General features: G+C 46.4%; 23 protein-coding genes. 6 read left to right on the top strand and 17 right to left on the bottom strand.

The window, feature by feature from the left end; all coding sequences use genetic code 11:
• The first annotated feature begins 182 nt into the window (after positions 1-182).
• Positions 183-554 (top strand): DUF2237 family protein, encoded by a 372-nt coding sequence (locus QZ918_RS28615; protein ID WP_293146664.1) that lies wholly within the window; start codon positions 183-185, stop codon positions 552-554.
• A 113-nt stretch (positions 555-667) separates the two neighbouring features.
• On the opposite strand, the gene QZ918_RS28610 is transcribed toward QZ918_RS28615, so the two are convergent.
• Both QZ918_RS28610 and QZ918_RS28605 read right to left on the bottom strand, forming a co-directional pair.
• Positions 668-1351, bottom strand: coding sequence for a leucine-rich repeat domain-containing protein (locus QZ918_RS28610; RefSeq protein ID WP_293146666.1), 684 nt, complete (start codon positions 1349-1351; stop codon positions 668-670).
• Positions 1352-1443: 92 nt separating this feature from the next.
• Positions 1444-2643, bottom strand: a complete 1200-nt coding sequence (locus tag QZ918_RS28605) for a Coenzyme F420 hydrogenase/dehydrogenase, beta subunit C-terminal domain (RefSeq protein WP_293146668.1) — start codon at positions 2641-2643, stop codon at positions 1444-1446.
• A gap of 319 nt (positions 2644-2962) precedes the next feature.
• On the opposite strand from QZ918_RS28605, the gene QZ918_RS28600 reads away from it, so the two are divergent.
• Positions 2963-3523 (top strand): hypothetical protein, encoded by a 561-nt coding sequence (locus QZ918_RS28600; RefSeq protein ID WP_293341332.1) that lies wholly within the window; start codon positions 2963-2965, stop codon positions 3521-3523.
• 278 nt (positions 3524-3801) lie between these two features.
• Here the strand turns inward: QZ918_RS28600 and QZ918_RS28595 are convergent, their stop codons facing one another.
• The 14 genes from QZ918_RS28595 to psbZ form a co-directional block, all read right to left on the bottom strand.
• Positions 3802-5274, bottom strand: coding sequence for a DEAD/DEAH box helicase (locus QZ918_RS28595; protein ID WP_293146672.1), 1473 nt, complete (start codon positions 5272-5274; stop codon positions 3802-3804).
• A 1048-nt stretch (positions 5275-6322) separates the two neighbouring features.
• Positions 6323-7645: a 30S ribosomal protein S12 methylthiotransferase RimO gene (gene rimO / locus QZ918_RS28590; RefSeq protein ID WP_293341341.1), complete on the bottom strand. Its 1323-nt coding sequence runs from the start codon at positions 7643-7645 to the stop codon at positions 6323-6325.
• Positions 7646-8159: 514 nt separating this feature from the next.
• Positions 8160-8783: a Uma2 family endonuclease gene (locus QZ918_RS28585; protein ID WP_293341329.1), complete on the bottom strand. Its 624-nt coding sequence runs from the start codon at positions 8781-8783 to the stop codon at positions 8160-8162.
• A 138-nt stretch (positions 8784-8921) separates the two neighbouring features.
• On the bottom strand, positions 8922-9335 hold the full coding sequence (locus tag QZ918_RS28580) for a hypothetical protein (RefSeq protein WP_293341326.1): 414 nt from the start codon (positions 9333-9335) through the stop codon (positions 8922-8924).
• 12 nt (positions 9336-9347) lie between these two features.
• A complete protein-coding gene (locus tag QZ918_RS28575; RefSeq protein ID WP_293341323.1) occupies positions 9348-9785 on the bottom strand; it encodes a hypothetical protein in 438 nt (145 codons plus the stop codon).
• Between the two features lie 85 nt (positions 9786-9870).
• Positions 9871-10494 carry a Uma2 family endonuclease gene (locus QZ918_RS28570; RefSeq protein WP_293341320.1) on the bottom strand — a complete coding sequence of 208 codons (624 nt, stop codon included), beginning with the start codon at positions 10492-10494 and terminating at the stop codon, positions 9871-9873.
• Between the two features lie 350 nt (positions 10495-10844).
• A complete protein-coding gene (locus QZ918_RS28565; RefSeq protein ID WP_293341318.1) occupies positions 10845-11870 on the bottom strand; it encodes a D-alanine--D-alanine ligase family protein in 1026 nt (341 codons plus the stop codon).
• 2 nt (positions 11871-11872) lie between these two features.
• Positions 11873-13264, bottom strand: coding sequence for an ATP-grasp domain-containing protein (locus tag QZ918_RS28560; protein ID WP_367275465.1), 1392 nt, complete (start codon positions 13262-13264; stop codon positions 11873-11875).
• Between the two features lie 284 nt (positions 13265-13548).
• Positions 13549-14352, bottom strand: a complete 804-nt coding sequence (locus QZ918_RS28555) for an O-methyltransferase (protein ID WP_293341315.1) — start codon at positions 14350-14352, stop codon at positions 13549-13551.
• A 2-nt stretch (positions 14353-14354) separates the two neighbouring features.
• Positions 14355-15593, bottom strand: a complete 1239-nt coding sequence (locus QZ918_RS28550; protein WP_293341312.1) for a sedoheptulose 7-phosphate cyclase — start codon at positions 15591-15593, stop codon at positions 14355-14357.
• Positions 15594-16078: 485 nt separating this feature from the next.
• Positions 16079-16546 (bottom strand): Uma2 family endonuclease, encoded by a 468-nt coding sequence (locus QZ918_RS28545; protein WP_527250459.1) that lies wholly within the window; start codon positions 16544-16546, stop codon positions 16079-16081.
• Positions 16533-16661, bottom strand: coding sequence for a hypothetical protein (locus QZ918_RS33340; protein ID WP_366664985.1), 129 nt, complete (start codon positions 16659-16661; stop codon positions 16533-16535). The genes QZ918_RS28545 and QZ918_RS33340 overlap by 14 nt, the downstream gene beginning before the upstream one ends.
• 106 nt (positions 16662-16767) lie before the next feature.
• Positions 16768-17316: a 6,7-dimethyl-8-ribityllumazine synthase gene (gene ribH, locus QZ918_RS28540; protein ID WP_293341309.1), complete on the bottom strand. Its 549-nt coding sequence runs from the start codon at positions 17314-17316 to the stop codon at positions 16768-16770.
• Positions 17317-17543: 227 nt separating this feature from the next.
• Positions 17544-17735, bottom strand: a complete 192-nt coding sequence (gene psbZ / locus QZ918_RS28535; RefSeq protein WP_293341305.1) for a photosystem II reaction center protein PsbZ — start codon at positions 17733-17735, stop codon at positions 17544-17546.
• Between the two features lie 549 nt (positions 17736-18284).
• Here psbZ and QZ918_RS28530 point away from each other — a divergent pair.
• The gene (locus tag QZ918_RS28530) at positions 18285-21212 is read left to right on the top strand and encodes a CBS domain-containing protein (RefSeq protein WP_293341335.1); all 2928 of its coding nucleotides are present in this window, start codon (positions 18285-18287) and stop codon (positions 21210-21212) included.
• 76 nt (positions 21213-21288) lie between these two features.
• Here QZ918_RS28530 and QZ918_RS28525 read toward each other — a convergent pair whose 3' ends face one another.
• Positions 21289-21564 (bottom strand): hypothetical protein, encoded by a 276-nt coding sequence (locus QZ918_RS28525; protein ID WP_293341302.1) that lies wholly within the window; start codon positions 21562-21564, stop codon positions 21289-21291.
• Between the two features lie 249 nt (positions 21565-21813).
• Here QZ918_RS28525 and QZ918_RS28520 point away from each other — a divergent pair, with 249 nt between their 5' ends.
• The 3 genes from QZ918_RS28520 (at position 21814) to QZ918_RS28510 (ending at position 24248) form a co-directional block, all read left to right on the top strand.
• Complete coding sequence (locus QZ918_RS28520; RefSeq protein WP_293341299.1) at positions 21814-23391, top strand: serine/threonine protein kinase; 1578 nt, start codon at positions 21814-21816, stop codon at positions 23389-23391.
• Positions 23392-23616: 225 nt separating this feature from the next.
• Positions 23617-23865, top strand: coding sequence for a hypothetical protein (locus QZ918_RS28515; RefSeq protein ID WP_293341296.1), 249 nt, complete (start codon positions 23617-23619; stop codon positions 23863-23865).
• Between the two features lie 41 nt (positions 23866-23906).
• Complete coding sequence (locus QZ918_RS28510) at positions 23907-24248, top strand: DUF6825 family protein (RefSeq protein WP_293146694.1); 342 nt, start codon at positions 23907-23909, stop codon at positions 24246-24248.
• Positions 24249-24492 lie beyond the last annotated feature (244 nt).

Genomic DNA, 24492 nt, shown 5'->3' with positions numbered 1-24492 from the left:
TCTACCAGTTCAGCTTGGCTCAACTGCTCGATTTCGGTTTTTTTCTGTTCTCTGGGGGGTGCAGGCTTTTTCATTCGTTTATTTTACCAGATGCTGCCATTGAATTTTTTTTGACCTGAATCCTTACAAACCACCTTTTGTGTAAAATTAGATCGCAGAGTTGTTTGTGTGGAGGAGCTGCGATGGTTACGGAAGCGACAAATGTACTGGGCACAAAATTAGAAACTTGCTGCACATCGCCCATGACAGGCTATTATCGGGACGGAAAATGCAATACGGGTGGCGGAGACTTAGGGGCTCACACCGTTTGTGCAAAAGTAACAGAAGAGTTTTTGAAGTACACCAAAAGAATGGGAAACGATTTGAGTACGCCGGTTCCAGACTTTAAATTTCCGGGATTGAAACCAGGGGATTGTTGGTGTTTGTGCGCGCCTCGTTGGAAGGAAGCAATGGATGCTGGATGTGCGCCGCTTGTGGTTTTGTCGGCGACTCATGTCTTAACTTTGGAATACGTTTCTTTGGACGAGTTGAAGGAACACGCTGCTGATTTGTAGGAATGTGCGATCGCTTTTAGTTGATAAGGGCGATCGCACTTTTCCGATAAATACCAAATTTATCATCATTTGCGACTGAAGTATTTAAAGGCGATCGATGTCATTATAAAGTTTTATGATTTAGTTGGCGCTCCCCACTTACAAATAGACTCTGGCTTGAGAGGGCAAGTTTTGGGAGCCGGATTTCCGCTGAGGGAAAGCGCAGTCAGTTTAGTCAAAGATTTTAAGGAGTTGATGTCACTAATTTGATTGTCGCTGAGATTGAGTTCACTGACTTTAGTCAAAGATTGCAAGGATTTGACATCGCTGATTTTATTGTTGTTGAGGTATAGCCAATTTAGCTTAGTCAAAGATGGCAAAGGCGTGATATCGCTGATTTTATTAAACCCAAGATAGAGCCAACTCAGATTAGTCAAAGATTCCAGCGGTTTGATGTCACTGATGTTATTACCCCCAAGGTTTAGACTCGTCAGTTGAGTAAAATATTTCAAGGGTGTGATATCGCTGATTTTATTGTTTTTGAGATCGAGTTCGGTGATACTCGACAGTTTTTGATTAGCCACCTCGCACTCAGTAGTTCCTGCTGTCTTCAGCAACACCTCAACAGTATTTTTGGCTTCAGCACTCAAAGAAGCTTTCTCGCGACACAGTTGAGCAAATGTTCCTTGACTGTTTCCCGGTTTCGTCTCGGAGGCTGACTCCGAAGGTTTATTTTCACATGATGCGAGGAGTACACAACAAGCAAGTGCGATCGACTTTGGTAAATTCATGTGTTTTTGTGCAACCGTAAGTGTCATAATCTTGTACCTCTAATTTTCAGCAACTGCATACAAGGACACCGCATTGCCATGTCCCGACAAAACATCAATTATAAACTCTCCTAATCAAATCACTCTGGCAACTTATACTGCCCGACAATCCGCTTCGCATATTCTGGCACATGAGCCTCCAATTTTTCGGGATAATTCCGCTTCACATACAGATAATTGCGAGTGAAATGAGAATCAATTGAAAACCGAGCATATTCCAAACCCTTCGGCCCAATTCTCTCAATAAAAACTCCCATTAACTTCGCCGCCCACATCGGCAATGTCACTCCTTTTTCATAAGCCGGAATGCTCTGCTGAACCGCTTCTTTTCTGTTTCCCCGAGACATCACCGGCTGAGTGTTTAGCTGATCCGCTACCAAATCTAACATTTCTTGCCCGGTATCATTTCGTACCACAATCCACTGCCAGCCAAAAGGTGCGCCCATGTAGCCCACAACTAAATCTGCTAAGGAATTAACGTAATCAAAACAGCTCAAACAAGAAGGAGCAAAAACATCTTTCAATTCCTTCGTATTCAATCCAAAAAATGGCACTTTTTCCTCCGAACCATCTTCGTGTTTGAAATGAACGTTAAAGTCTTGCATAAACTCGTAAGACACCACCGTTTCAGGAGAACGGCTAGTCGTGTCTAGGAATTTTTGTAATCCCGCGCGGCTGACATTATCTACACAGGGAGTTCCGAGAACGTAGAGCTTTTCTAAACCGAGTTGTTTCTCGACTGTTCGCAATGCTTGAATTTGACAGCCAACGCCAATAACTAACAGCCGCTTCATCCCCGACTTTTCGATTTGTTCCAACACAGAAAGGTTGGGAGATAGAGTTGGCTTGTTGACTTTTGCAGCCAAAATTTCTTCGCGATTTCTCGCAATTATCGGCATCGGTTGAAAGCGGTCTTCTTTGGTATTTTGGACGCAGACAACGCCTTCAACGATGCCTTTTTCTAGCATTTCGATCGCAATTGTGCTGACAATTCCCGTCCACTGAGCGCCTTCTATTGGTTCTTTTTTCTTAGCCGCCATCATATTTTGACTGACGCCGAAGTACCAATCGTCGGGATTGTCGAGATTGCGCGATCGCCCGTGAATCTCCTCTTCCAGTTCTGCGATATGCTGAGTTAAGAAAGCGCAAGCTTCCTTGACATAATGGATATAATATGTATCGCACAAACCGCACTCGCTGCAAAGTTCTTTAGCGGGGCGGCGGCTGCCCGGTTTCAGGGCTTTAGATTTCTGGTGTTTAGTGGAATCTATGGCGGTCATATAAATTGCAAATTTTATGGAGAAAGGGCTTTTGTTAGGATATCACACCCATTCCGGTGATGAAGTATTCGCGTTAATTAAACGTAAAATGGTGTTGGTATTCAGAAAACCCGAATAAAGACGAGCATGGGGGTACGCCCCCTACTAAAACCGGATTTCTCTATGTTATATTTTTGGGGATGAATATCCTTACTCCTTTAGTCCTCGCAGGCGGACTTTGGCTGTTTAGGAGCGAATTGTATTCGCCCGCAATCATTAGTATTTATCCGGATATAACAGGGTATTGCAGGAATAAACTGCAAAATAAAGGTATAAAAAAATGGTAAGATTGTTTGTGACAACAGCCGTTGCTGGCATCATGCTCAATATCGCAATTTCGAGCTTCGGATTTGCTGCTTTAATTCGCCCTGTTGTGGGTATGAATCAAACTGTTGTCGCTCTAGAAAGTATGTTGAACGCCACACAAAAGCCGGCGGCGATCGACTATTCGCGGTTGGGGATTGGCCCAGTTCGTTTGGGGATGTCTGTAGAAGAGGCTAAACGCAAGTTGGGCAAACCCCAACGGGATGAAACTAAACCGGGTAGCAAGGCGATGGGTGGCAAGATCCGCACGCTAACCTACTCGAAATTGACGGTAGCAGCCTGGAATGGCAAAGTTTATTTAATTTCTACTACGAATCCCAAGTACGTAACAACGAGTAGTATTAAGGTAGGAGATAAAAGTCAAAAAGTCCTTAAAACTTACGGTTACAGCTCGCAATCCGTGCAGGGTGGAGTGAGTCGGTTGACTTACAGCAATGACCAAAAGGCTTCTAATTTGGTTTTGGAACTGAAGGGCGATCGCGTGCAAAAGATTATTGCGGGTACCCAGCTCAACTAAAATATTAGACAGCAGTCCAAAAATCAGCATCTAGAGGTTCGATCGTTCGGACTTCAGTCCTTCTTGCTTCCGAGGATTTTCAGGTTTGCTCACAACAAGTATTGAGCATCACGGGCAGTCTAGGTACGTTGTTGCGCTTTAGCGCTTTTATATATATCTATAAAGAGCGCTGAAGCGCAACAACGTACCTATTGATTAATTCCACACATAAAAAAATAAGGTGCGAATTTCGCACCCTACCAGTTAGAAAATAAGGCGCGCAGCGCGCACCCTACTAATTAGCTGTTCTGGGGAACGGGAGCAGGAACGCTCGAACCGACTGAATTAGTCGGCGCGCCAGTCTTAGCCCGCTTCTTGATCAAGATTGGCTTGACGCTGTTTTCTCCACCAATAGGGGGATCTTCTTGTTGAGCGTAATCCGCGCCCATCCAAGCCGGACGGCTTTGATCGAAGGCCATTTGCAAAGCTGCTGCGGCGATCGCATGGGAGTCGTATTCCTCAGACAACTGAGACACCAGAGGTAAGAAAGATGCCATCCGTTCGCCGGCCAAAGCTTCGCGAACCTTACCCTGCATCTTTTCCAACTGACGAGCTTCTATTTGAGCCCGTGTCGGAATGTTTCGTACAGTCAAGCTCGATCGCACGTGGCGTTCAATCAAGCGCAATTTGCGGCGATCCACTGGTTGAATCAGCGTGATCGCAGTTCCTTCGCGGCCAGCCCGGCCCGTGCGTCCGATCCGGTGAACGTAGCTTTCTACGCTATCTGGCAAATCGTAGTTAATTACGTGAGTCAAGTGATCCACATCCAAACCGCGGGCCGCAATATCAGTCGCCACTACCCAGCGGACTTGACATTGGCGGAACCGATGCAGCAAACGTTCCCGCTGTGCTTGGTTCAAATTACCGTGATATTCATCAACACTGTGGCCTGCGGCTTGCAGTTGGCTGGTAAGTTCCGCCGCCGACTGCCGAGTCCGCACAAAAATCAGCGCCGATTCCGGGTCTTCCATTTCTAGGATTGGCTGCAAAGCTTTTGCCTTAGACCAGCCGCGGGGAACCATGTACACGCCTTGGCTGATGCGTTTCGGCGTTGCTTTTGGTTGTTCTACGGTGACGTTGACTGGGTTGCGCAAATGCCGCGCTACCAATTTCCGAATAGAAGCTTCCATCGTCGCCGAGAAAAATGCCGTTTGACGGTCTTTTGGTGCAGCATCCAAGATTCTTTCCACATCTTGGATAAAGCCCATGCTCAGCATTTCGTCAGCTTCATCCAAAACCAGCCACTGTACCTTGTCGAGTTTCAGGCTGCCGCGGCTGAGCATATCCAATATGCGTCCGGGTGTACCGACAACAATGTGAACGCCGCGCTTCAAACGCTGCATTTGGCGATCGATCGATTGACCGCCGTACACTGTCAGAACTTGCAGAGAGCGACCGAGTTTTACCGGGCCCTCGCTGCTGATACCGCTCAAATCGCGGATAGCTTCAGTTACCTGCATCGCCAATTCACGAGTCGGTGTCAGCACCAATGCTTGTACCGCTGTTACATCTAAATCAATCCGCTCCAAGATGGGCAACGAGAATGCTGCCGTTTTGCCCGTTCCAGTTTGAGCTTGACCCACAACGTCGCGGCCTGCTAGCAGGTGCGGAATTGCTTGTACTTGGATGGGAGTAGGTTCTGTAAAGCCGAGTGTTTCCAGATGGAGAACGAGTTCTTCGGAAAGACCCAAGCCTTCAAACAATAAATTCATTAATTCTCCTAATAACGAGTCTTAGCCTTCTAAGTTGCCCAACTCGGATGCGGATTTCTGCTCTAGGGCAGGAACTCATTGTGAGTTCTGTATGGTGCTGCGCCTGCGCGCACCTTTTCAAATAGCAATCGAGTATAGGGCAGCTCCGTCGATGGTGACTAATTTACCGATTCGACAGCCGTCTTTGATTTTCTGACATCACCGATACCAACCGCCAGCGGTGGGGTTATCGGCTTCCAACATTCTTTAAACAGTACATTGGACTTCCTTTGAGGTACTTGCAAGCTTTCTCTCTAGGGCATTTTATAGTGAGGATGATGACCAGCCCCACTTTACTACATATATAGTAGTTACAGTTTTGTTGGTTCAGGCGCTATCCCGCAATCCGTCGCCTGCGGGATTCAACAGGGAATGTAGCGACCGTCAGTCGATTTTAGATTTTAGATTTTAGATTTTAGATTTACTCCACAGATGAATCTGGCAGCTTGAACTAGCGTCTAAAATTTTAACCTCTCTACTCCTGGCGTCGGCGGCTTCTATCCGTTTTTGGACTACCGTTACCGCCTATCCATCTCAACACTCTTTCGGGATACCGTTGTGGTGTAGGGCGGACGGCGAAGCAATCTCAAATTTTCCCCGCTTATTTCTGGCTTGTTATCATCATAACTCTTTACATTCAGAAACAAAACATTAAATTCGTTAAAATTCTCCGATCGTTCTGTAGAGATAACCGCACCCCGACGGGGCGGGTCGATTGCCAGAGAGGGGGTAAAAAAGTTTACAGCCCCTTTTCTACATATCTTTGCACAATCTTGCACTAATGGTTACTTTTCCTGAGCAATCCGCTAATCATTTTGGCTGGTGTCCGGTTTTTTTCGCCACACCGTCTGAGGCGACAGTTGCAGCAACACTTAGAGTTTGACGCGCCCGCAGACGGATACTTGCTTTGTGACACGAGCGTCAGAGTCGATCGCAAAGTTTTAGACCAAAATTCAAGCTTCCAGATTTACGGCGCTACAAGTCAATTTTTTAATCTAAAATCCCAAATCTAAAATCCAAAAGCGACTTGACCGTAGAGGTCGTAGATATCTGAACTCGTAATTTTCACAGGTACGATCGATCCCAGCCGTGCTTCTCCTGTCACATAGACGAGTCCATCTACTTCTGGGGAAAATCGGGCGGATCTACCAATCAATTCGCCTGTCTCTGGTTGTTCTTGTTCTATCAGGACATCAACTACCTGACCGACAGATGCTTGATTCTTTTTCAATGATATAGGTTGTTGGGCCGCCATAACTGCATTTCGCCAAGTTTCCATTGTTTCTGGTGGCAGTTGATTTGGCAAACTGTAGGCTGGCGTGCCTTCTTCGGCGGAAAATGTGAATACTCCGACGTGATCGAATTCGTGGCGCTTGACAAATTCTAGCAAGTGTGCTGCGTGTTCGTCTGTTTCACCGGGGAAGCCAACTATAAAAGTTGTCCGCATGACGGCACCAGGAATTGATGCTTTCAGCCGATCGACTATAGCATCATTGATCCCAGCCTGAAAAGGTCGATTCATCGCCCGCAGAACTTCGGGATGGGAATGTTGCAGGGGTAAATCCAAGTAGGGCAAAACGTTGGGAGTTTCGCGGATGGCTGCGACAACTTGGGGAGTCAAACCTGTGGGATAGGCGTAGTGCATCCGAATCCAAGGTACATCTACTTTACCCAAAGCCCGAAGCAGTTCGGCTAGTTTGGGTTCGCCATAAATATCTTTGCCGTAGTTGGTGGTAATTTGAGAAATTAGGATAATTTCCTTTACCCCTTCGGAGGCTAATTGTTTGGCTTCGGCGACAATAGATTCGATCGTGCGCGATCGTTGATTTCCGCGCAAGTGCGGGATAATGCAAAAAGCGCAACGGTAATCACAGCCTTCGGCTATTCGGAGATAAGCAACACCTTCGGATGTTGTGCGATAGCGGGGAGTAGTTTCGTCAGCGATGTAAGTTGGTTCGCTAGAGACGAGGGAAACTCGATCGCCCTTTTCGACTCTTTGCATCACATCGACAATTTTATGATAATCACCAGTGCCGACAATTGCGACGGCTTCGGGCAATTCATCCAGCAATTGCTGCTGAAAGTGTTGTGCCATGCAGCCAGTGATGACTACTTTTTTATTAGCTTCGGCTAGTTCTACCAGGGTGCGGACTGATTCTTCTCGCGCAGCTTGGATAAAACTGCAAGTATTGACGACGACGTAATCGGCTAATTCTTCATTAGAATCGACTTCATAGCCTGCTTGGGCTAGCAAGCCAATCATGTGTTCGGTGTCGATGCGATTTTTTTCGCAACCGAGGTGAGTAAATGCGATCGTTGGCTTCGTTGCCATGCAGTAATATTTGCTGTTGCGATAGTTTTGAGAACGTTTTATGCTATCACACAATTTGATAAATTGCAATGTGTCGGTGGATGCGATCGGGGAATTACGCATCAAATCCGGTAACACCGGAATGATGAGGAGGCGGCAGTGCCGTGTCCCTACCGAAGTTCGATCGCTTGTTCGAGAACTGCTTGGATTGATTTTCCAGAGCTTGCGGAGAGTTCTGCGAGGATTGTATAGGATGTATTTGCGATCGTAACTGTAGAAGTTTGATTCATGTTAGTTTTTTACTTACCTCAACGTTACCCAACTATTATAACTCGTATTGAAGACAAATTTTCCTCAAGCGACTCGATACATCGGATTGAACTCCGAACGATTTAAAGAAACTAAATTCATAAATAGGAATAAGCTGTTCTGTATTTAAACTGCACAGTCAAAATTTGATAAAGTTCTTGTGGGGTCGGCCAGAAAGCCCGCACAAAAAATGCAATTTAGATGTCGAACAGCTTACCAGCTTTAGCTAGTTCGGCAAGCCAGCCCGAAAAATCTGCTCTGCTGTTAGTTTCAATTCTGGAAAAGCCAGCGACTCAATCCTCTCGCTTCCCCTAAATTGTTTGACCTGATACTCTCCATCTACTAATTGATAAACCGAAAGTGTGGGCTGTTTGGGATTGCCGATAAACTTGCGACCACCCAAACCGAGATAGTCTACAATCCAGTATTCGGGAATCCCCATTTCTTCGTAGTCAGAGGCCTTGAAAAAATAATCATCCCGCCAGTTCGTACTGACAACCTCTACAGCCAGTCGCACCGAAGAGCCCATCGTAATGACGGATTCTTTTTTATAGCGCGGTTCGTTTGCAAGTGCGGTTCTGTCTAGGACTATTACGTCTGGTTCGTAGCCTGATTCGTCACGGAGGGGTTTAAGTAGACAGTCACCTGGAATTGAGTAGGGTAATTCACCACGGTCAATTTCAACTCCTAGTTTTAAGCTTATAAAGCCCGTAACATCTGAATGGTCGCCAGTTCCTTTGGGCATTTCAACAATAACTCCATTGTGTAGTTCGTACTTATGGACAGAGTTCTCTGGATACCAAGCAACGAACTCATCAAACGTGATTGTTTTCGATATGGTTTGGATCATGTTGCGGTTTCCTCTGTCTGGTGATTAGTATGCGGAAAGCTAGAAGATGACACAAGGATTGCTGGTAACGATACCAGTAATCCTTGACAAATTGGACTGTAGGTGATAAAGGAGTTTCAACGGTTCAGCGAAGACAAACTACTGATTTTCCTCAACAAGCGATTCTATTTCCTTAATAACCTTCTGGAGTTCATTAATACGATCGCGAAGTTGCCATTTCTTTTTTGCGCTGCTGGTACAGGCAAGTTCCCTCGTTAGCCAAGCCAGCCGTTCATAAAGTTTAGTCAGTCGCTTCTCTTCGCTGACAGAATAATGTATGAGCTGAGTTTGTCGCGCATAAAATTTAGTCAGTCGCTTTTCTTCGCTCCAAGCAACAAACGCAATTCCCCCAAGTACACTTAACCCTACTGTCAAAGCTGGTGGATTTCCACCTGTTAGCAACAGCATCCCCAACAAACCAACACCAACTTGAGCCGTTTGCTTGACTAAAGAATTTAATCCAGCTTCAGCTTCATCATAAAGACTAATTTGTTTGCGGTTGACTAAAGTCATATCAAAAATCTCCTAGGGATTATTTTTCAAATCTTTTAAATCTGCCCGAAATCGACCAATAATTCGACCTCCGAGAACTATCCACAACATAAAATCAGAAGTTACAATAATGAAACAGGCATAAAACGATGAACCTAAAAAGTTTTCTTTCAGACAAATATCCCAACTTGAGAAATCTTTACCGATAATTTTTTCACCGATTAAACCGGGAAGCTTTAAAAGAATACCGATCGCGATCGCATCCTGAATTGACCCAAAAACTGTTCTTCCAAGTTGACCCATTAACCCATATAACACCTGATCGACAACCTCTAAAACATTCATCACTAACTTTTGTGTGAATGTACCCAATTTCGTACTTACTGGAGGAGATGGCTCTACAGGAGTTGGACTCGATTGGGATGGTGTCGGAGTCAGCGGAGTCGGTGACGGATTCGGCGGCGTAGTCATTACGGCACGGTATAAATTTTTATAAAGTGCGATCGCACTTTTTCATATTATACCACACCAGAAAGTCTAGGAATAACAGCTTTGGTTAGCTCGGTAAACCAGCAAGAAAAATCTTCTCTGCCGTTAATTTTAACTCTGGAAAAGCCAGGGACTCAACTATGTCATTTCCCCGAAACTGACTGATTTGATATTCCCCGTCAACCAACTGATAAACCGAGATAGTAGGTTGTTTCGGATTGCCAATGAAGCGTCTGCCGCCCAAAGCAGCATAATCCACAACCCAATATTCCGGGATACCCAATCTTTCATAATCAGCTACTTTAACCAGGTAATCATCTTGCCAGTTTGTGCTGACAACCTCTACAGCAAATCGCACCGAAGAGCCCATCGTGATGACAGATTCTTTTTTCCAGCGCGGTTCGTTTGCCAGTGCGGTTCTGTCTAGGACTATTAAGTCTGGTTGATAACCTGCTTCGTCACGGGAAAGCTTGAGTAAGCAGTCACCTGGAATTGAGTAAGGCAATTGCAGTCGCCTGATTTCAAGATTGATTTCACTAGAAAGAAAACCCGTAACATCCGAATGGTCGCCGGTTCCTAAAGGTATTTCAACAATTACTCCATTGTGTAGTTCGTACTTATGGACAGAGTTCTCTGGATACCAGGCAACGAACTCATCAAACGCGATCGTTTTCGATATGGTTTGGATCATGTTGTGGTTTCCTCTGTCTGGTGATTAGTATGCGGAAAGCTAGAAGGTTACACAAGAACTGGTGGCATCGTTACCTGTAATTATTGACATCATAAGTGAAGTTTGCTATAATCATGCGTCCATAATATCAAAATACCGATCGCGCCGATCGACTGAATCTCAAAGTATCCACAGAAATTCTTGATACAATAATTATTTCACAAATTTTGTGATGTTTTAGCTACTCCGATCGCAAACTCAGCCAAATATCGTTGACCGTTATATCGGAATGATTTAACCACAGAGAACACAGAGAACACAGAGAGAGATCGGAGAGGAATAGATAATTCCGATCGCAAACTCAGGCTGAGTCATCTCTGCAAGGCATTCTGCAACATACTCTCAAAAAAACTATCGAGAGAAGTTCCCGATGCTTTCGTCATCGCAGAAAGTACACTCTTCTGAGCAAAGGAACAGTACAATCCTGCTTCCAAAAACCAAGGTTTTCCCTGCGGATCGATGCGAAAATCAAATAGACTATAATCTCGACATCCCAAAGCAATATGGGATTTTCTCGCCATATCCCAAACTCTCTCCGTAATCGGATCGCTCTTGTCAACAATCCACGACTTGGTAATATTCTTAGATGTCAAGCTCAAGTGGCCATCGTCATTTTGTTTGAGCTTATCAGCATAACTCCTAATCGGCTTCGTATCAGGATCTAGGGCATACTCTTCCAGTGGCAAACAGACTAACTCGCCTGCTTTGACGATAATTCCACAGCGAACTTCTCTACCCAATTCAATGAATTTTTCTACTAGCACTTCATCTGAATGAGTTAATGCTGTCTGCAAAGCTGCATCATAGTCAGCAGCATTTTTCACGAAAGCCACTCCAATGGAATTATCACTATTCACTGGCTTAAGTACGGCTGGGAAATCGATCGCAGTTCGATCGCCCCTACGGACAATTTCTCCCAACGGTACACTCACCCCAGCGGCTGCTACCACCGCCTTAGTCCTCGCTTTATCTGCCACCAATGCCATCAACTCCGCCGGATTACCCACGTAGGGAATGCTCAGCAGATCGAACAAACTGCGGTATTGAGTCATGCCTGGGATGCAAAACATCTGGGGGATTGTTACATCAATTTTGAGGTCGTTGAGCACCTGCACAGCGCCCGCTAAAGACATGGGATTAGCCGCCGCGATCGCACTTTTATCCAGAGATGTCGGAAAACGCCAAGTGCGATCGGGCGAAACATAGGCAATATGAAATTCATACAGTGCTGAATTAGCCGTATTCTCCAAACAATCTTGGGCGTAAAGGCGCGACAAATCGCAGTAAAAATCACTGACTGCCGATCCGACTAAATGCAAAACTCTTAATACTGACATTCTCAATCTCCTCCTATTTCCACAAGTTTGCCAATATTAAAATCAATCCTAATCCACTCTTTCGGCTTCTGCAAATTGCCCCACAATAATAAGGGAATTTGCCAATGATGCACCATCAAAAATGGTAATGGATCGCTCCAATCGAAGATGGCATCTTTACCTTGGGTGATAATTTGTAACCGCTCAGAAACTAGCTTTGGTGACGACAAATTAGTCACCAATCGCCAAATTTCATGGTAAATCCAGTAAGTCGGGCGGCTAGATGCCAAGGGCTGCACAGTCTCAGGTAGAGCATCATGTTCTAAATAAGCTTTAGCGACATCGGGATGGTTGTAAAACATCGTGATGGCTGAATGGGTGCGGGGATTGCATTCGATCGCATAAATCTCTCCATCATCCGCCGCCTGCATGAAATCAAAGGAAACTTGTCCAGTCAAATTGAGGCTTTTGGCGAATTGACGAATCCAATTTTCGATATCCGGGCGATCGACATTTTCATAGTTTACCTGAAATGCCGATGATTCACAGCAACAGTGCAATTGAACGTGACCATCACGGATGGTACTATGAGTGCAGAACTCTTGTCCCGGAATATACTCTTGCATAATCCAAGGTGTACTCTCAGAAATTGGTAAAGACTTGACAAAAGTGGCTGTTTCGGCTGGAGTTTCGCAGGGTAATTTAGTTAAGTTTAGTCTGCGGATAGAATCGTAGGGAATACTTTTGATAATGTATTTGCGCCGTGTACCAGTAAAATCAAAATCGATTACTTGTTGGGGATTTGTAATCAGGTAGGACTTCGGAACTCGCAGCCCCAAGGCTTCCGCAGCGGTGGCAAATGTATATTTATCATCCAATCGTTGCAGCATTTCGACATCGACGTGCATTACCGTACAGTGGGGAGAAAGTACGCTTTGGACTGTGGCATCGTAGTAACTGGCGACGGGGCTACAGACTGGTACATAGACATTAACTTTCTCTTGTTGGACGATTTTCAAGAGTGCTTGGGGGTATTCCTCTGTCTGGGGATTTGGTACTGTATAAAAGCGATCGACTGCCCAAGAGTAACGATGACCGGTTAGCCAGTATTTCTCGGTTTCTATCAAAATTACCCGATGACCGGCCCTGTGGAACGATCGCGCTAGCTGTAATGCCTTAGTCATCTTGCCGCCACTGATTAAAATCGTTTGGGGAGTGGCTAGGTGCGATCGCGACTGGAACGGTTTAGTGAGTATGGCTCTGAGTAAGGCTATAATTGTCAAAGCGAGATTCAGGGGCATTACTAATAGCAATAAAGTCAAAGTTGCCAGAGTTTTAAGTGCTATTTGGAATCGCCAATTCCCCGTGTTTGTCTCCTGTTCAGATGGCATCCCTGCAACTGAAATTGTTTTCATAATAATTTGCTGGTTTGTTGGACTACAAAATTATTTTGGGGTAGGGACACGGCATGATTCATTCGTGTCAACTTAAGGCTAAAATGCTTGTAAATTATGGGTTTTATGCTAAGTCTAGATCCCCCTAAATCCCCCTTGATAAGGGGGACTTTGAGTAAGTTCTTGTCCCCCCCTTATTAAGGGGGGCTAGGGGGGATCTGAGCCTAATAGTCAAACAATACTTTCTGACAGGATTTGACGTTCAGTTGACGCCTATGGGGATTGCCGTCTCCTCATTCACATTCCTAAACGCGCCGAATCAAGGTAATCCCATCCCTTAATGGCACTAACACCTGTTCTACGCGCGGATCGTCAACTAGAGCTTGATTGAATTCGGCGATCGCAATTCCGTTAGCAGTAGCAGTACCCGACAAATATGGCTGTCCCTGCATCAAAGTATTGTCAGCACAAATCAAGCCATTGGGGGCCAACAAACCTGTGGTGAGCAGTAAATCGAGATAATCTGTATATCCAGCTTTATCAGCATCGATAAACACCAAATCGAACACTTCTCCAGCAGCAGCTAATTGCTTCATGGTTTCTAAGGCTGGTGCTACCTTCACTGAGATTTTGTGGCCAGCATTCGATTCGTTGAAACACTTCTGGGCAAACTCAGCTACATAAGCATCTACTTCGCAGGCTACCACTTCTCCATCAGCGGGAAGGGCTTCAGCCATCGCTAGCGCTGAGTAACCAGTAAACATCCCAATTTCTAGTACGCGCTGTGCTTTCGTCAGATGGACGAGAAATTTTAGCATTTGCCCTTCCACATGGCCCGAAAGCATCTCTTGTTCGAGGTGGCGCACTGTCTCGCCGTCGGAGAATCGCTGACTCCAGTCTTCTGATTGGGTGCGCTTTACTAAGGTGGCTAAGGCGGGAGATTCTGCTGTGGTGCAAAGGTTCAGGTAGGGATCTAGACCATTTGCTAATTCGTAGGCTTGTTTTAATTCTGCCTTGAAAGCTGAATCGATCGCATCAATTGACTCTACCTGCTGGACAAGACTTTCCAGTTTAGCCGCTAAAATCCCGACTGGGGTGACAGGTCTCATCTTTATACCCCTGATGTGGAAAGAGTTCCAACTTTGTCCAATACCACGTACATATTCTCGCCATCGCCATTGCGCGGATAGCTATGACAGATTTTTTGATGCACCGCTAAGGATTCATCCAACTCAGTGCGAGTCAAATCGTTCATGAAAAAGCATTCACCAATGGGGCGGGGTGCTGCCGCACGTTGAAGGCCGTCACGGGTACGGGCGATTGATGTTGTGGCTTTCCAGAGCAATTCTGAGGTGAGATACGGGCTATCAATTGCTAGTCCGAGGCGACTCATTAATCCTAAGATGCGATCGCGATCGGCGATCGAAATATAGCCGCGTTGTTGAGCAATCGTCGCCGAAAAAGCCATATCGATGGCGACGCTATGGCCGTGGAACATCGGAATTTCTGGTGTTAGTTCCAGTGTAGGACTCCAGGTGTGACCGTAGGCAATCACTCGATCTAAATCTAGTTCGTGCAGGTTTGGTACTTCTAAGGCCAGCATTGACTGAATCGCATTATACGTTAGGCGATGTGCTACTTCGCGCAGTTCTGATGTGCCATCTAAGTAACCGAAATGGCTGTGCAGCAATGCTTCGCCGTAGTTTTCCAATAATTCAAAGATTTCTGTGTTGCCAACAACTGCGATCTTAATTAACTCTGCCATGCCGTTGCGTATTTGGTCGATCGGCAGAGTTTTTAGGAAGGAGAAATCTAAAATTACTTTCTGCGAAGCGTGGTAAGCGCCGAGGCGGTTTTTCAGTTTACCGTGGTTGACAGCTACCTTGATCGCCACGCTGGCATCAATTAGCCCAATTAAGGTTGTCGGTACGCGAATGTAGTTAGTCCGACGGCGATAGGAGGAGCAGGCAAAACCAGTGACATCAGTAGTTAATCCACCACCAACCACCAACACAGGTTCTTTCCGCACCAGTCCAAAATCAACGAAGGCATCTATGATGCTTTCAAAGGTGGTTAAGGTTTTATCTGGTTCCTTGATATTCACTGGAAAGACGGTTAAATCTATCTCGTGATACTTGAAATAGGCGTGCATCTGCTTGCCGTACAAACCATACACTGTCTGGTCTACAACCATTAGACAGCGACCAAATTGGCGGTAGCTATCGGCAATTTCTGGATTTTCGAGTTTGAAAGCGCCATCTACATAGAGTAGACTGAAATCAATTTTTTCGTACCCTTCAATGTGAAAAGCGCGATCGGTGGCTGTAAATGTAGCTTGAATGTCACCCATAAATTTTTTTCACTTTCGTGTTGGTAAGTAACGGTAAGTATCCGGGCGAACCTCAAACTTATCAATCCCTTTGTTGGTAAGCTTCCTAGGTATTAACTGGACAAATTTATTATTTAATATTACGTTAACAATTGACCTGAAAATTTACTTTCAGACCTGTTTGTTAAGAATACGTTAAATACTGTTTGTACAGCATTTATGCTGAAAGCCATCCTAGGATCGAGTTGAGACGGCCTCAATGCTTACACAAAACTTAACATAACGAATTTCTCATATTTGTGCAACCAGATTTAGATAAATCTCATAAAACTGTTGAGGAATATTAGATAATGGGCGATTTTTAGTTAATAAATTTACAGATAAATCAGTATTTGAGAAAGTTAATGTATTCTAGGATACTCAGTAAGTCGAAGAGCGATCGCGATCGACAATAAATGTATAAAATTATACTGAAAGTTCAGGGAGTGTTTTAAAGTCAATTCAGCTTAGGCTGGAAACACCAAAGACAAATCCAGAGACAAATCGGGAAAACCCGGAATTACAACAGCCTCATTTTGCAGAGCGACTCGTTTGGATCGATAATTGAAATCCCCTTGTCTTTCTTGATAAGGTTCGCTGTGCATTTCCAGTTGACTACCGACTAAATTAAATATCCAATAATTAGTAATCCCAGCTTCAGCATAGAGAGATAACTTAGTTCTTTGATCGTACTTTAAAGTAGAATCAGAAACCTCAATTACCAACAAGATATCCGCCGATTCTGGGTGAGAAGCTAAATAATTATCATCGCGATTGCGGGCGATAACCACATCAGGTTCTGGTTCGCTATCTGTAGTAGACAAAATAATCGGCTCTTGTGCGCGCAGATGAGCAATTCTTGCGATTAAAATGACTAATTCCTGAAGTAAAAGAGTGTTACAAACAGAGTGAAACGTAGTTTTAGCAGCCTTGATAATAAGTAAGTTCTCCGCGAATCAATTCAACTCGCTCATCAGGACTGAAAAATCCCAGTTCTCCTAAACGGTGATATTCTGCGATCGAGAATCGTTTTGCAGTTACAGTAGTCATAGCTTTGCTTACCTAGTATTCTACAAGCGACGAGCGAGGCGGATCCTCTGGATCTCGATTCCCAGGCAGAGCCGGGGAACCAGTTGGTATGGCATAATGATATGTATTAAGCCCGATCGCCCGGGAGCACTTGAACAGCAGCAGCCTCCGGTAATCGATCGTAAGAACTTCCACCCAAACCATTAACTTGACGCATCAAAGTGCCCATTTCCAAAGCACTCATCCCATAATTCCAGCCCAAATTGCTCTTAATTCCCGCCCTTTCCAAAGCTTGCTGCATCGTGTCAGTCGTTACTACTCCAAATATCACCGGTACTCCCGTCTGAAAAGCAGCAGCAGCAATTCCCTTAGAAACCTCACCAGCTACAAAATCGAAATGCGGAGTTTGGCCGCGAATTACCGCACCCAGACAGATTACCGCATCGTAGCGGCCAGACTGAGCAGCTTTGCGGGCAACCAAAGGAATTTCAAAACACCCGGGAACCCAATAAAAATCAACTTGATTTCCATGAGGATTGATATCAACCCCGTGGCGTTTTAAGCAATCTTGACATCCTTCCAAAAGCTTGTTGACAATCAAATCGTTAAAACGACCGATGACTATCGCAAACCGGAGTGATTCTGTTTGAGTAAAAGTTCCCTCAAAAACTGTCATAGTGTTCTATTTTAGATTTTAGGTTTTAGATTTTAGATTTTTGTTTGCAAGAAGGCAAAAGTTAGAAAGCAGAAACATCTGATTTTAATCTGGAGTGCACAAACATACAGGATCGCGCGGGTTGAAAAATTTTTAGTGGGTACCGAATACCGAATACCTTCAAAATTCTGGTTGATGCCTTCAGCCTTCTATCTTTTACCTTCTTTATTCGATAGCGATGGGCGAGCTTAAACCACCAAAAAGTTTAATACAGCCACTGCAATAACCAGCAAAAACCACAGGCCTGAACCTGCAAAAATCAAGGTTTTAGACTGATTCCAGTTTTGGGGAGAGGCATAAGCAACAGGGACGCCAACTACCATGACAAAAGACAGCAGTACCAGAGCCAGTAAAACAACTTGAAACAGAATTGATAACATTTTTTCTCCTTTCGATATAGCCGTGCGTTGACTAGAAATAGTTTGTGGTAATCTGGATGAAAATTCCAGATTATAGTTTTTGACCCGCTCAAAAACGGGTTCGCTTCCCCGACTTACGTCGTGGAGATTTCAAGATTTTAGACCAAAGTTGCATCTCCCAGATCGATCTGTGGAGTAAATCTAAAATCTAAAATTTAAAATCGACTGACTCGATTGCGATCGCAATCCAGAAATTGTCGGTTGATTGATACGAAAGAGACTGTGCAAATTCGGGCGTTGCGCGAACAGGCGCCAGGGACTCTTGAGATTTGCATCAATTTTATCATTGTTCGCTTTCGCTACTGCACAGAAAACTCGAAAGGTTAAGTTATCTGCCAAAGCTGTGTCAACTTAAAATCAAACCATCACTCGGACAGTCCGACAAGGGTTTTAACTCCTGGCAGTGTTTCGGGCTAAGCTTTAACGATTGGTTTGAGTCCGATCGCCAGATCCGGTATCAAAGCCCCAGAAATTGCTAGTGTGAGGGTGAGAGATGCGAGATTTTCGGCTATGGACTTAGTTTTGTGCCACACAACAGCAGATTTTGACGCCTTAGGCGCAGCGGTGGGACTTTGCGTGCTGCGCCCCGGTAGCAGAATCGTGCTGACTGGCGGGTGTCACCCGACGGTGCGGGATTTTTTGGCGCTGCACCGCGACGAGTACCCGCTGATCGAACGCCGATCGGTCAACCCGCAACAAATTCGATCGATTAGTATAGTAGATGCCTCGGGGCGCGATCGTTTGGGAAAAGCCGCCGAATGGCTGGATTTGCCACACCTCAAGGAAATAGCGGTTTTTGACCACCACCTGCAAGCCGATTTGGACATCCCCGCGACTGTTACTCAAATCGAAGCTGTCGGTGCAACCACCACATTAATTGTTGAAAAACTCCGCGAAAAGCTCAAAAATTCAGCAGAAAACGGCGATAAAACATCCCAGCTTTTACCTTCAGAAGCCACAGTCATGGCCCTCGGCATCCACGTCGATACGGGTTCCCTCACCTTCGAGGGGGCCACCGCGCGAGATGCCATGGCTTTGGCGTGGTTGATGGAACAGGGAGCAAGTTTGCGGGTAATCTCTGAATATGTAGAACCCGGTTTGTCTCCCCAATTGCAGGATTTGCTGAGAGAAGGGTTGGAGAATTTGCGATCGCAAACTTTGCACGGTTATACGGTAGCTTGGGTAATGCTATCGACTGAATCTTACGTACCCGGACTTTCAGCGCTAGCTTCTCGCTTGTTGGATTTAACTGAAACCGATGCTCTACTTTTAGGCAATGTTTATAAATTTAGCGAAAACGACAGCAGTCGCAACATCCCTGAATCTCCTGTTTCCAACCGCTTAGCTATTATCGGTCGATCGCGCATCGAAGGCACAAACCTCAGCGAATTGTTCAAACCTTTCGGCGGCGGAGGCCACGCCCGCGCCGCATCCCTCGCCACTCGAGATGTCGATCCGCTGCAAACTTTAAATCAATTAGCTGACGAACTCAAAGCTCAAATCCCGCACCCTCCCACCGCCCGCGAGTTAATGTCCTCCCCAGTGCGGAGCATTCGCCCGGAAACCTCCGTGGGAGAGGCTCACCGTATCCTCCTGCGCTACGGGCATTCTGGGCTGTCAGTGGTCGATGCGGGCGATGGCGTCGGGCCCCGCAAGCTACGACTCGCAGGCATTATCTCGCGCCGCGACATTGATATTGCCTTGCACCACGGTTTCAGTCACGCCCCGGTGAAGGGTTACATGACTCCGCAGCTAAAAACGATCGCCCCGGATACCTTGCTGCCAGAAATTGAAGCTTTAATGGTGACATACGATATCGGGCGTTTGCCAGTGTTGGAAAACGGCCAACTGGTGGGAATTGTGACTCGCACTGACGTGTTGCGGGTATTGCACCAGCAAAAAGCGCGCGATAGGGGCAGTAATTCTCAATTGTCCGATTATCCTGTATCTGAGTCGGTTGAGCAGTTGTTGCGATCGGGCATTAGTAGCGAATTATGGCAATTATTGTCGATCGCAGCCAACATTGCCCAACAGCGGGGCTGGCAACTTTATATTGTCGGTGGAGCAGTCCGCGATTTACTATTAGCAAAGGACGATAAACTCGCCCTCACAGACATTGATTTGGTAGTCGATGGCAACTGCGGTACCGACGATTCCGGTGCCGGAGTCGAATTAGCCTCAGCCCTGCAAAAGCTTTACCCAGAGTCGCGTTTGGACGTTCACGGTCAATTTCAAACCGCCGCCCTGTTGTGGCACAAAGACTCTGCTTTCGGCTCCCTCTGGCTGGATATCGCTACGGCTCGTACTGAATTTTATCCCTATCCGGCTGCAAATCCCGAAGTTGAAGCGAGTTCGATCCGCCAAGATTTGTACCGCAGAGATTTTACTATTAATGCGCTGGCTGTGCGGTTGGGTGTTAAGAGCAGCGGCGAATTGTTGGATTTTTTTGGCGGTTTGCTAGATTTAGAATCGCGGCAAATTCGAGTTTTGCACGCTAACAGTTTTATCGAAGATCCGACGCGCATTTATCGGGCTGTGCGGTTTGCGGTACGTCTGGGCTTTGCAATTGAATCGCAAACTAAAGGATACATCCGCCACGCTTTGGAAAGCGGGATTTATTACCGAATTCAGGGAGAAAACGGCAGAGCTCCGGCTTTGGAAACTCGGCTGAAAAGTGAATTGAAGTACATTTTGCAAGCTCATTATTGGAAGGTGGCTTTGGAAATGCTGGGAGATTTGCAGGCTTTGCGCTGCATTCATCCTACTCTGGAGTTGGATCGTGAGTTATGGCGGCGGCTGCGTTTGCTCGATCGATGTTTGAATGGAAGGAAGAAGGAAGAAGGTTCGGCAGCGGATTCTGTAACGGATGTAACGGATGGAATTAAGAAACAAGTAGTTAAAAAATTCCCAGTGCTTCGACTTCGCTCAGCACAAGTGTCCAATGCCCCATGCCCAATTCCCAATTCCCAATTCCCAGCAATCAATATTCCCGATTGGTTGATGCGGCTGGAAGTTTCGATCGCTTATTTAGCACCGGAATATCGGGTTAAGGTGGCTGCAAATCTTCAGTTACCTGCTGATAGTATCAAGCGGCTGGAAGTTTTGGAAGCTGGAAATCAGGAATTAGCAAAGGGTTTACAGAAGTGTAATTTACCCAGTCAATTGGTGTTTCTGTTGAGGAATTATGAGTTGCCGCTGTTAATTGCGATCGCCCTGCAAAGCCCCCGCAGCGCCCGCCGCCAGATTTGGCAATACCTCACTCGGTGGGCGAATGTTGAGCCGCCTTTAAACGGCAATGACTTGAAGGATTTGGGTTACAAGCCCGGGCCTGGGTTTAAGGTAATGTTGGATGATTTGTTGGCGGCTGCGTTGGATGGCGATTTGGGCGATCGGGCTAGCGCGATCGCTTTCTTGGCACAACGTTATCCCCTTCTATAGCCTTTCTCGGCAACATGACGTATGGCGGTTCTCAAAAAAGTGAGGTATACCCAATGCCCGATGCCCAATCCCTCCGCTACGCTCCGCCCAATGCCCAATGCCCAATGCCCAATGCCCAATGCCCAATGCCCAATGCCCTATGCCCGATGCCCGATGCCCGATGCCCTATGCCCAATGCCCTATGCCCTTTTTCGATTTGAGATTGGGGATTGACGGATTGATTCGTCAATACTTCATTTTTTTGAGAATCTATATCATAATAACGACCATAAGTCAAATAAAAACCTAAATCTTTACACAAGCCTGCCAGTGGTAAAGACTTGATAAAGAAAAGAGGGGTTATACCCCCCATGAGTTATAGTTATTGATATAGATGCACCCTGATGGCTTTCCCGTTCCACAAGAGCGGGATTTTTATTGGCAAAAAATTGTGTTAAGTTTTGAGACAACGGCTACAGATAAAATAACCGCCAGAGGCAAAGATGACCTGGCAGAGCAAAACCGATAACTAGGGCGCCGATCGTCGATCGAACATCCAGCCTAAAGAAAGCTAAACAACCCAAAGGCGGTAGCATAGTTTGGGAACCGGCATCAACTAAAGATGAACTTAGCGCCAGCAACAGTCCTGCAAAAGGGCAAATACACAATTAACGCGACTTTAGGCAGAGGAGGGTTCGGCATCACTTACCGAGCTACCCACACCCAATTAAACCAAACCGTCGTACTCAAAACCCTCAACGAAAGTCTGCGCCAACACCCAGCCTCTGCCCAGTTTCAGCAGCAGTTTATTGCCGAAGCCCAGCGCCTGTCTCGATGCCAGCATTCAAACATCGTCAGGGTAATTGACTTTTTTGAAGAAGCCGAACAGTCTTTTATCGCGATGGACTACATTCCGGGCCAAACTCTCGCCCAAATAGTCGAAACCGATCGACCTCTACCAGAAGCCCAGGCCCTGCACTACATTCGGCAAATAGCCTCAGCGGTAAGTACAGTTCACAACTGCGGATTGCTACACGGAGACATCAATCCAGAAAATACGATCCGGCGAGCGGATTCTCATCTAGTAATGTTGATAGACTTCGGTATTGCTCGCGACTTTTCCGCCGGGACGAAACAAACTCACACTAACTTGCTTTCCCCAGGATACGCGCCGATCGAACAATACCTCTATGACGGTAAATGTACACCGGCCACAGATGTTTACGCGATCGCCGCCACCCTCTACTACTTGCTCTCCGGCGTAGCACCCGTAGCAGCACCCCTGCGCGATCGCATTCCCCTGGCTTCTTTGCGGCAATTTCAGCCCAACCTCAGCCCCGGCATTGAGCGAGCAATCCTTCAGGGACTCGAAACCGACCCCCAGAAACGCCCCCAGACAGTGGAAAATTGGCTTACTATGCTGCAAGAAACAGAGCGATTACCCGCACAGAGAACAGACAAGCAAAGTTTGCGATTGCCAGCACCTCCCCCCCTGCCGTTGACCTTGCTGGCGTTTGTCGTCACGGCTGCAATTGCTGGCTGGATGGGTTTTGACTTGGCCTGGCGCTACAACAGCATCAGTGCTAGCAACAACAGATCCACAACTCAATCCTTCCCATCTTTGGAAGATTTGCTCAAATCCCGCGATCTTTCAGGGCCGATGTTTGGGCAGCCGTCTGTCGAAAGCAGCCCTCTGGTTCCACTCCAACTCAACAAGCGCCCCAAACCCACGTCAGACAGCAGCATACCAGAACCGATCGACAACTCAACAGCTAGCACCCAACCTTCTGCCTCCCCAAGCCCGGAGACTCCCGCCCCAGATCCTGAACCGGAACCTTCAGCATCCCCAACTCCCGATCCCGAAGCGCAGATCTCTGAGTACCCCATTCCAGAACCTAAAACTGAAACCCAGCCAGCACCCGAAGCAGCATCCGCACCTGTGCCAGAAGTTCCGCCCCTGCCACCGGAATCCCGCAGATCCTCCCCTCCCGTACCCGCACCCGCCCCGTCTGCTGCCAATAGTTCTGAAACATTCCCGCAGCAAGAATCCGCACCGACAGTACCGTCACCGGCCCTAGGATCGATCGAACCGCCAATACCAAGCCAAAACGGCAGCAATTCCGATACTTCGATCGCGCCTTACTCACAGCCCCCCGTGCCAGAACCGACAGTGCCTTATCCTGAACCTGCGACAAATTAGTATTCTTTTTTTTGCTTAAAAGGGCGAACTAATCCTTTGTTTGAGGATTGACTAAATATCCATCGATTGTGGAGCGAATAACGCCATTCCGAACCACAGACAATTTCGCACAACCTGCGATCGACTCAGAAAATATCAATAGCCATTGCCGGAAATTATCGAATATTTTCTATCACCTAACTAATCAGAATGGAAACCCCAAAATTTATAAATATTTGATATTTTGTGGTAAATTATGTTAATATTGAGACCGGACGGCTGGGTTGTGCGAGGTCGCCCATTAGTTCTGCCAAACCTACTAAGCTTGAGAAAGGTTTCAGTAAGACCCAACCTGAAAATGCCGTGAGTTGCGGTGGTGGCGCCCTATGTGCGATCGCGATCGGTGCAAACAGTTGTTTTTTTCGGTGCAAGCCCCGGTGGTCGATCGATTCGGGCAAAGTTCCTTTCTTGGGGAACAAGCGCCATCGAGGATAAGCAAGTTATAATTTGTTGCGGAAGCGTACAGAGATTTTTTTATGAGTAAACCCCCAGTTCATGCCTTTTTTGTAGGCAGAGCAGTTGCCGAAGCACTGTACGAGCAATTAGAAAGCGCAGCAACCAACGCTTTCTCCGAACTCGGCAAATTTGACGCCGAACAAAGAGAACGCCTGCGCCAGTTCACAGATCGAGTTGTAGAACGGGCTAATCGAGCTGCCGATGAGGCGATGCAGACCAGAACTGGTACTGGAACCACCAGCACTACTACTGACATTCAAGACATCCATCCCGCAGACTTGCAAGTAACGATCGACGAACTGCGCGCCGAAGTCGCTCTCGTGCGATCGGAATTGCAGCGCTACCGCAGCAGTTTGCCTTAACAAAGGGCGATTCCAGCGGACGATAGCTCCGAAGTGACGATCGCAACAACTACTGATTGTTACAAGAGCGCATTGCTTTGCGCTCCTGCGCTCCTTCTTACCAAGAAATTGGGTCTAAAGCCCCGTCCTTCTAGGACGGCTTTAATTTTTTAATTATTGCACTATGCCATTTCTATCTACCATCTTAGCCCTAGATAAGCTATCATAGAGATATGCTAAACATGACCTACGAGTACAAACTAGA

This window comes from Microcoleus sp. CAWBG58, assembly GCF_020883045.1.
Lineage (GTDB): Bacteria > Cyanobacteriota > Cyanobacteriia > Cyanobacteriales > Microcoleaceae > Microcoleus.
Note: the sequence above shows the minus strand (reverse complement) of the source record. Positions and strands in the feature narration are given on the sequence as shown.

Coding starts and splice junctions, on each gene's coding strand:
- QZ918_RS28555 (WP_293341315.1), bottom strand. CDS start 14,352: ATGAGACCTGTCACCCCAGTCGGGATTTTAGCGGCTAAACTGGAAAGT.
- QZ918_RS28615 (WP_293146664.1), top strand. CDS start 183: ATGGTTACGGAAGCGACAAATGTACTGGGCACAAAATTAGAAACTTGC.
- QZ918_RS28525 (WP_293341302.1), bottom strand. CDS start 21,564: ATGGGGGGTATAACCCCTCTTTTCTTTATCAAGTCTTTACCACTGGCA.
- QZ918_RS28595 (WP_293146672.1), bottom strand. CDS start 5,274: ATGAATTTATTGTTTGAAGGCTTGGGTCTTTCCGAAGAACTCGTTCTC.
- QZ918_RS28565 (WP_293341318.1), bottom strand. CDS start 11,870: ATGTCAGTATTAAGAGTTTTGCATTTAGTCGGATCGGCAGTCAGTGAT.
- QZ918_RS28520 (WP_293341299.1), top strand. CDS start 21,814: ATGAACTTAGCGCCAGCAACAGTCCTGCAAAAGGGCAAATACACAATT.
- QZ918_RS28600 (WP_293341332.1), top strand. CDS start 2,963: ATGGTAAGATTGTTTGTGACAACAGCCGTTGCTGGCATCATGCTCAAT.
- QZ918_RS28550 (WP_293341312.1), bottom strand. CDS start 15,593: ATGGGTGACATTCAAGCTACATTTACAGCCACCGATCGCGCTTTTCAC.
- QZ918_RS28605 (WP_293146668.1), bottom strand. CDS start 2,643: ATGACCGCCATAGATTCCACTAAACACCAGAAATCTAAAGCCCTGAAA.
- psbZ (WP_293341305.1), bottom strand. CDS start 17,735: ATGTTATCAATTCTGTTTCAAGTTGTTTTACTGGCTCTGGTACTGCTG.
- QZ918_RS28575 (WP_293341323.1), bottom strand. CDS start 9,785: ATGACTACGCCGCCGAATCCGTCACCGACTCCGCTGACTCCGACACCA.
- QZ918_RS28560 (WP_367275465.1), bottom strand. CDS start 13,264: ATGAAAACAATTTCAGTTGCAGGGATGCCATCTGAACAGGAGACAAAC.
- QZ918_RS28585 (WP_293341329.1), bottom strand. CDS start 8,783: ATGATCCAAACCATATCGAAAACAATCACGTTTGATGAGTTCGTTGCT.
- QZ918_RS28570 (WP_293341320.1), bottom strand. CDS start 10,494: ATGATCCAAACCATATCGAAAACGATCGCGTTTGATGAGTTCGTTGCC.
- QZ918_RS28610 (WP_293146666.1), bottom strand. CDS start 1,351: ATGACACTTACGGTTGCACAAAAACACATGAATTTACCAAAGTCGATC.
- QZ918_RS28530 (WP_293341335.1), top strand. CDS start 18,285: ATGGACTTAGTTTTGTGCCACACAACAGCAGATTTTGACGCCTTAGGC.
- QZ918_RS28580 (WP_293341326.1), bottom strand. CDS start 9,335: ATGACTTTAGTCAACCGCAAACAAATTAGTCTTTATGATGAAGCTGAA.
- rimO (WP_293341341.1), bottom strand. CDS start 7,645: ATGGCAACGAAGCCAACGATCGCATTTACTCACCTCGGTTGCGAAAAA.
- ribH (WP_293341309.1), bottom strand. CDS start 17,316: ATGACAGTTTTTGAGGGAACTTTTACTCAAACAGAATCACTCCGGTTT.
- QZ918_RS33340 (WP_366664985.1), bottom strand. CDS start 16,661: ATGACTACTGTAACTGCAAAACGATTCTCGATCGCAGAATATCACCGT.
- QZ918_RS28510 (WP_293146694.1), top strand. CDS start 23,907: ATGAGTAAACCCCCAGTTCATGCCTTTTTTGTAGGCAGAGCAGTTGCC.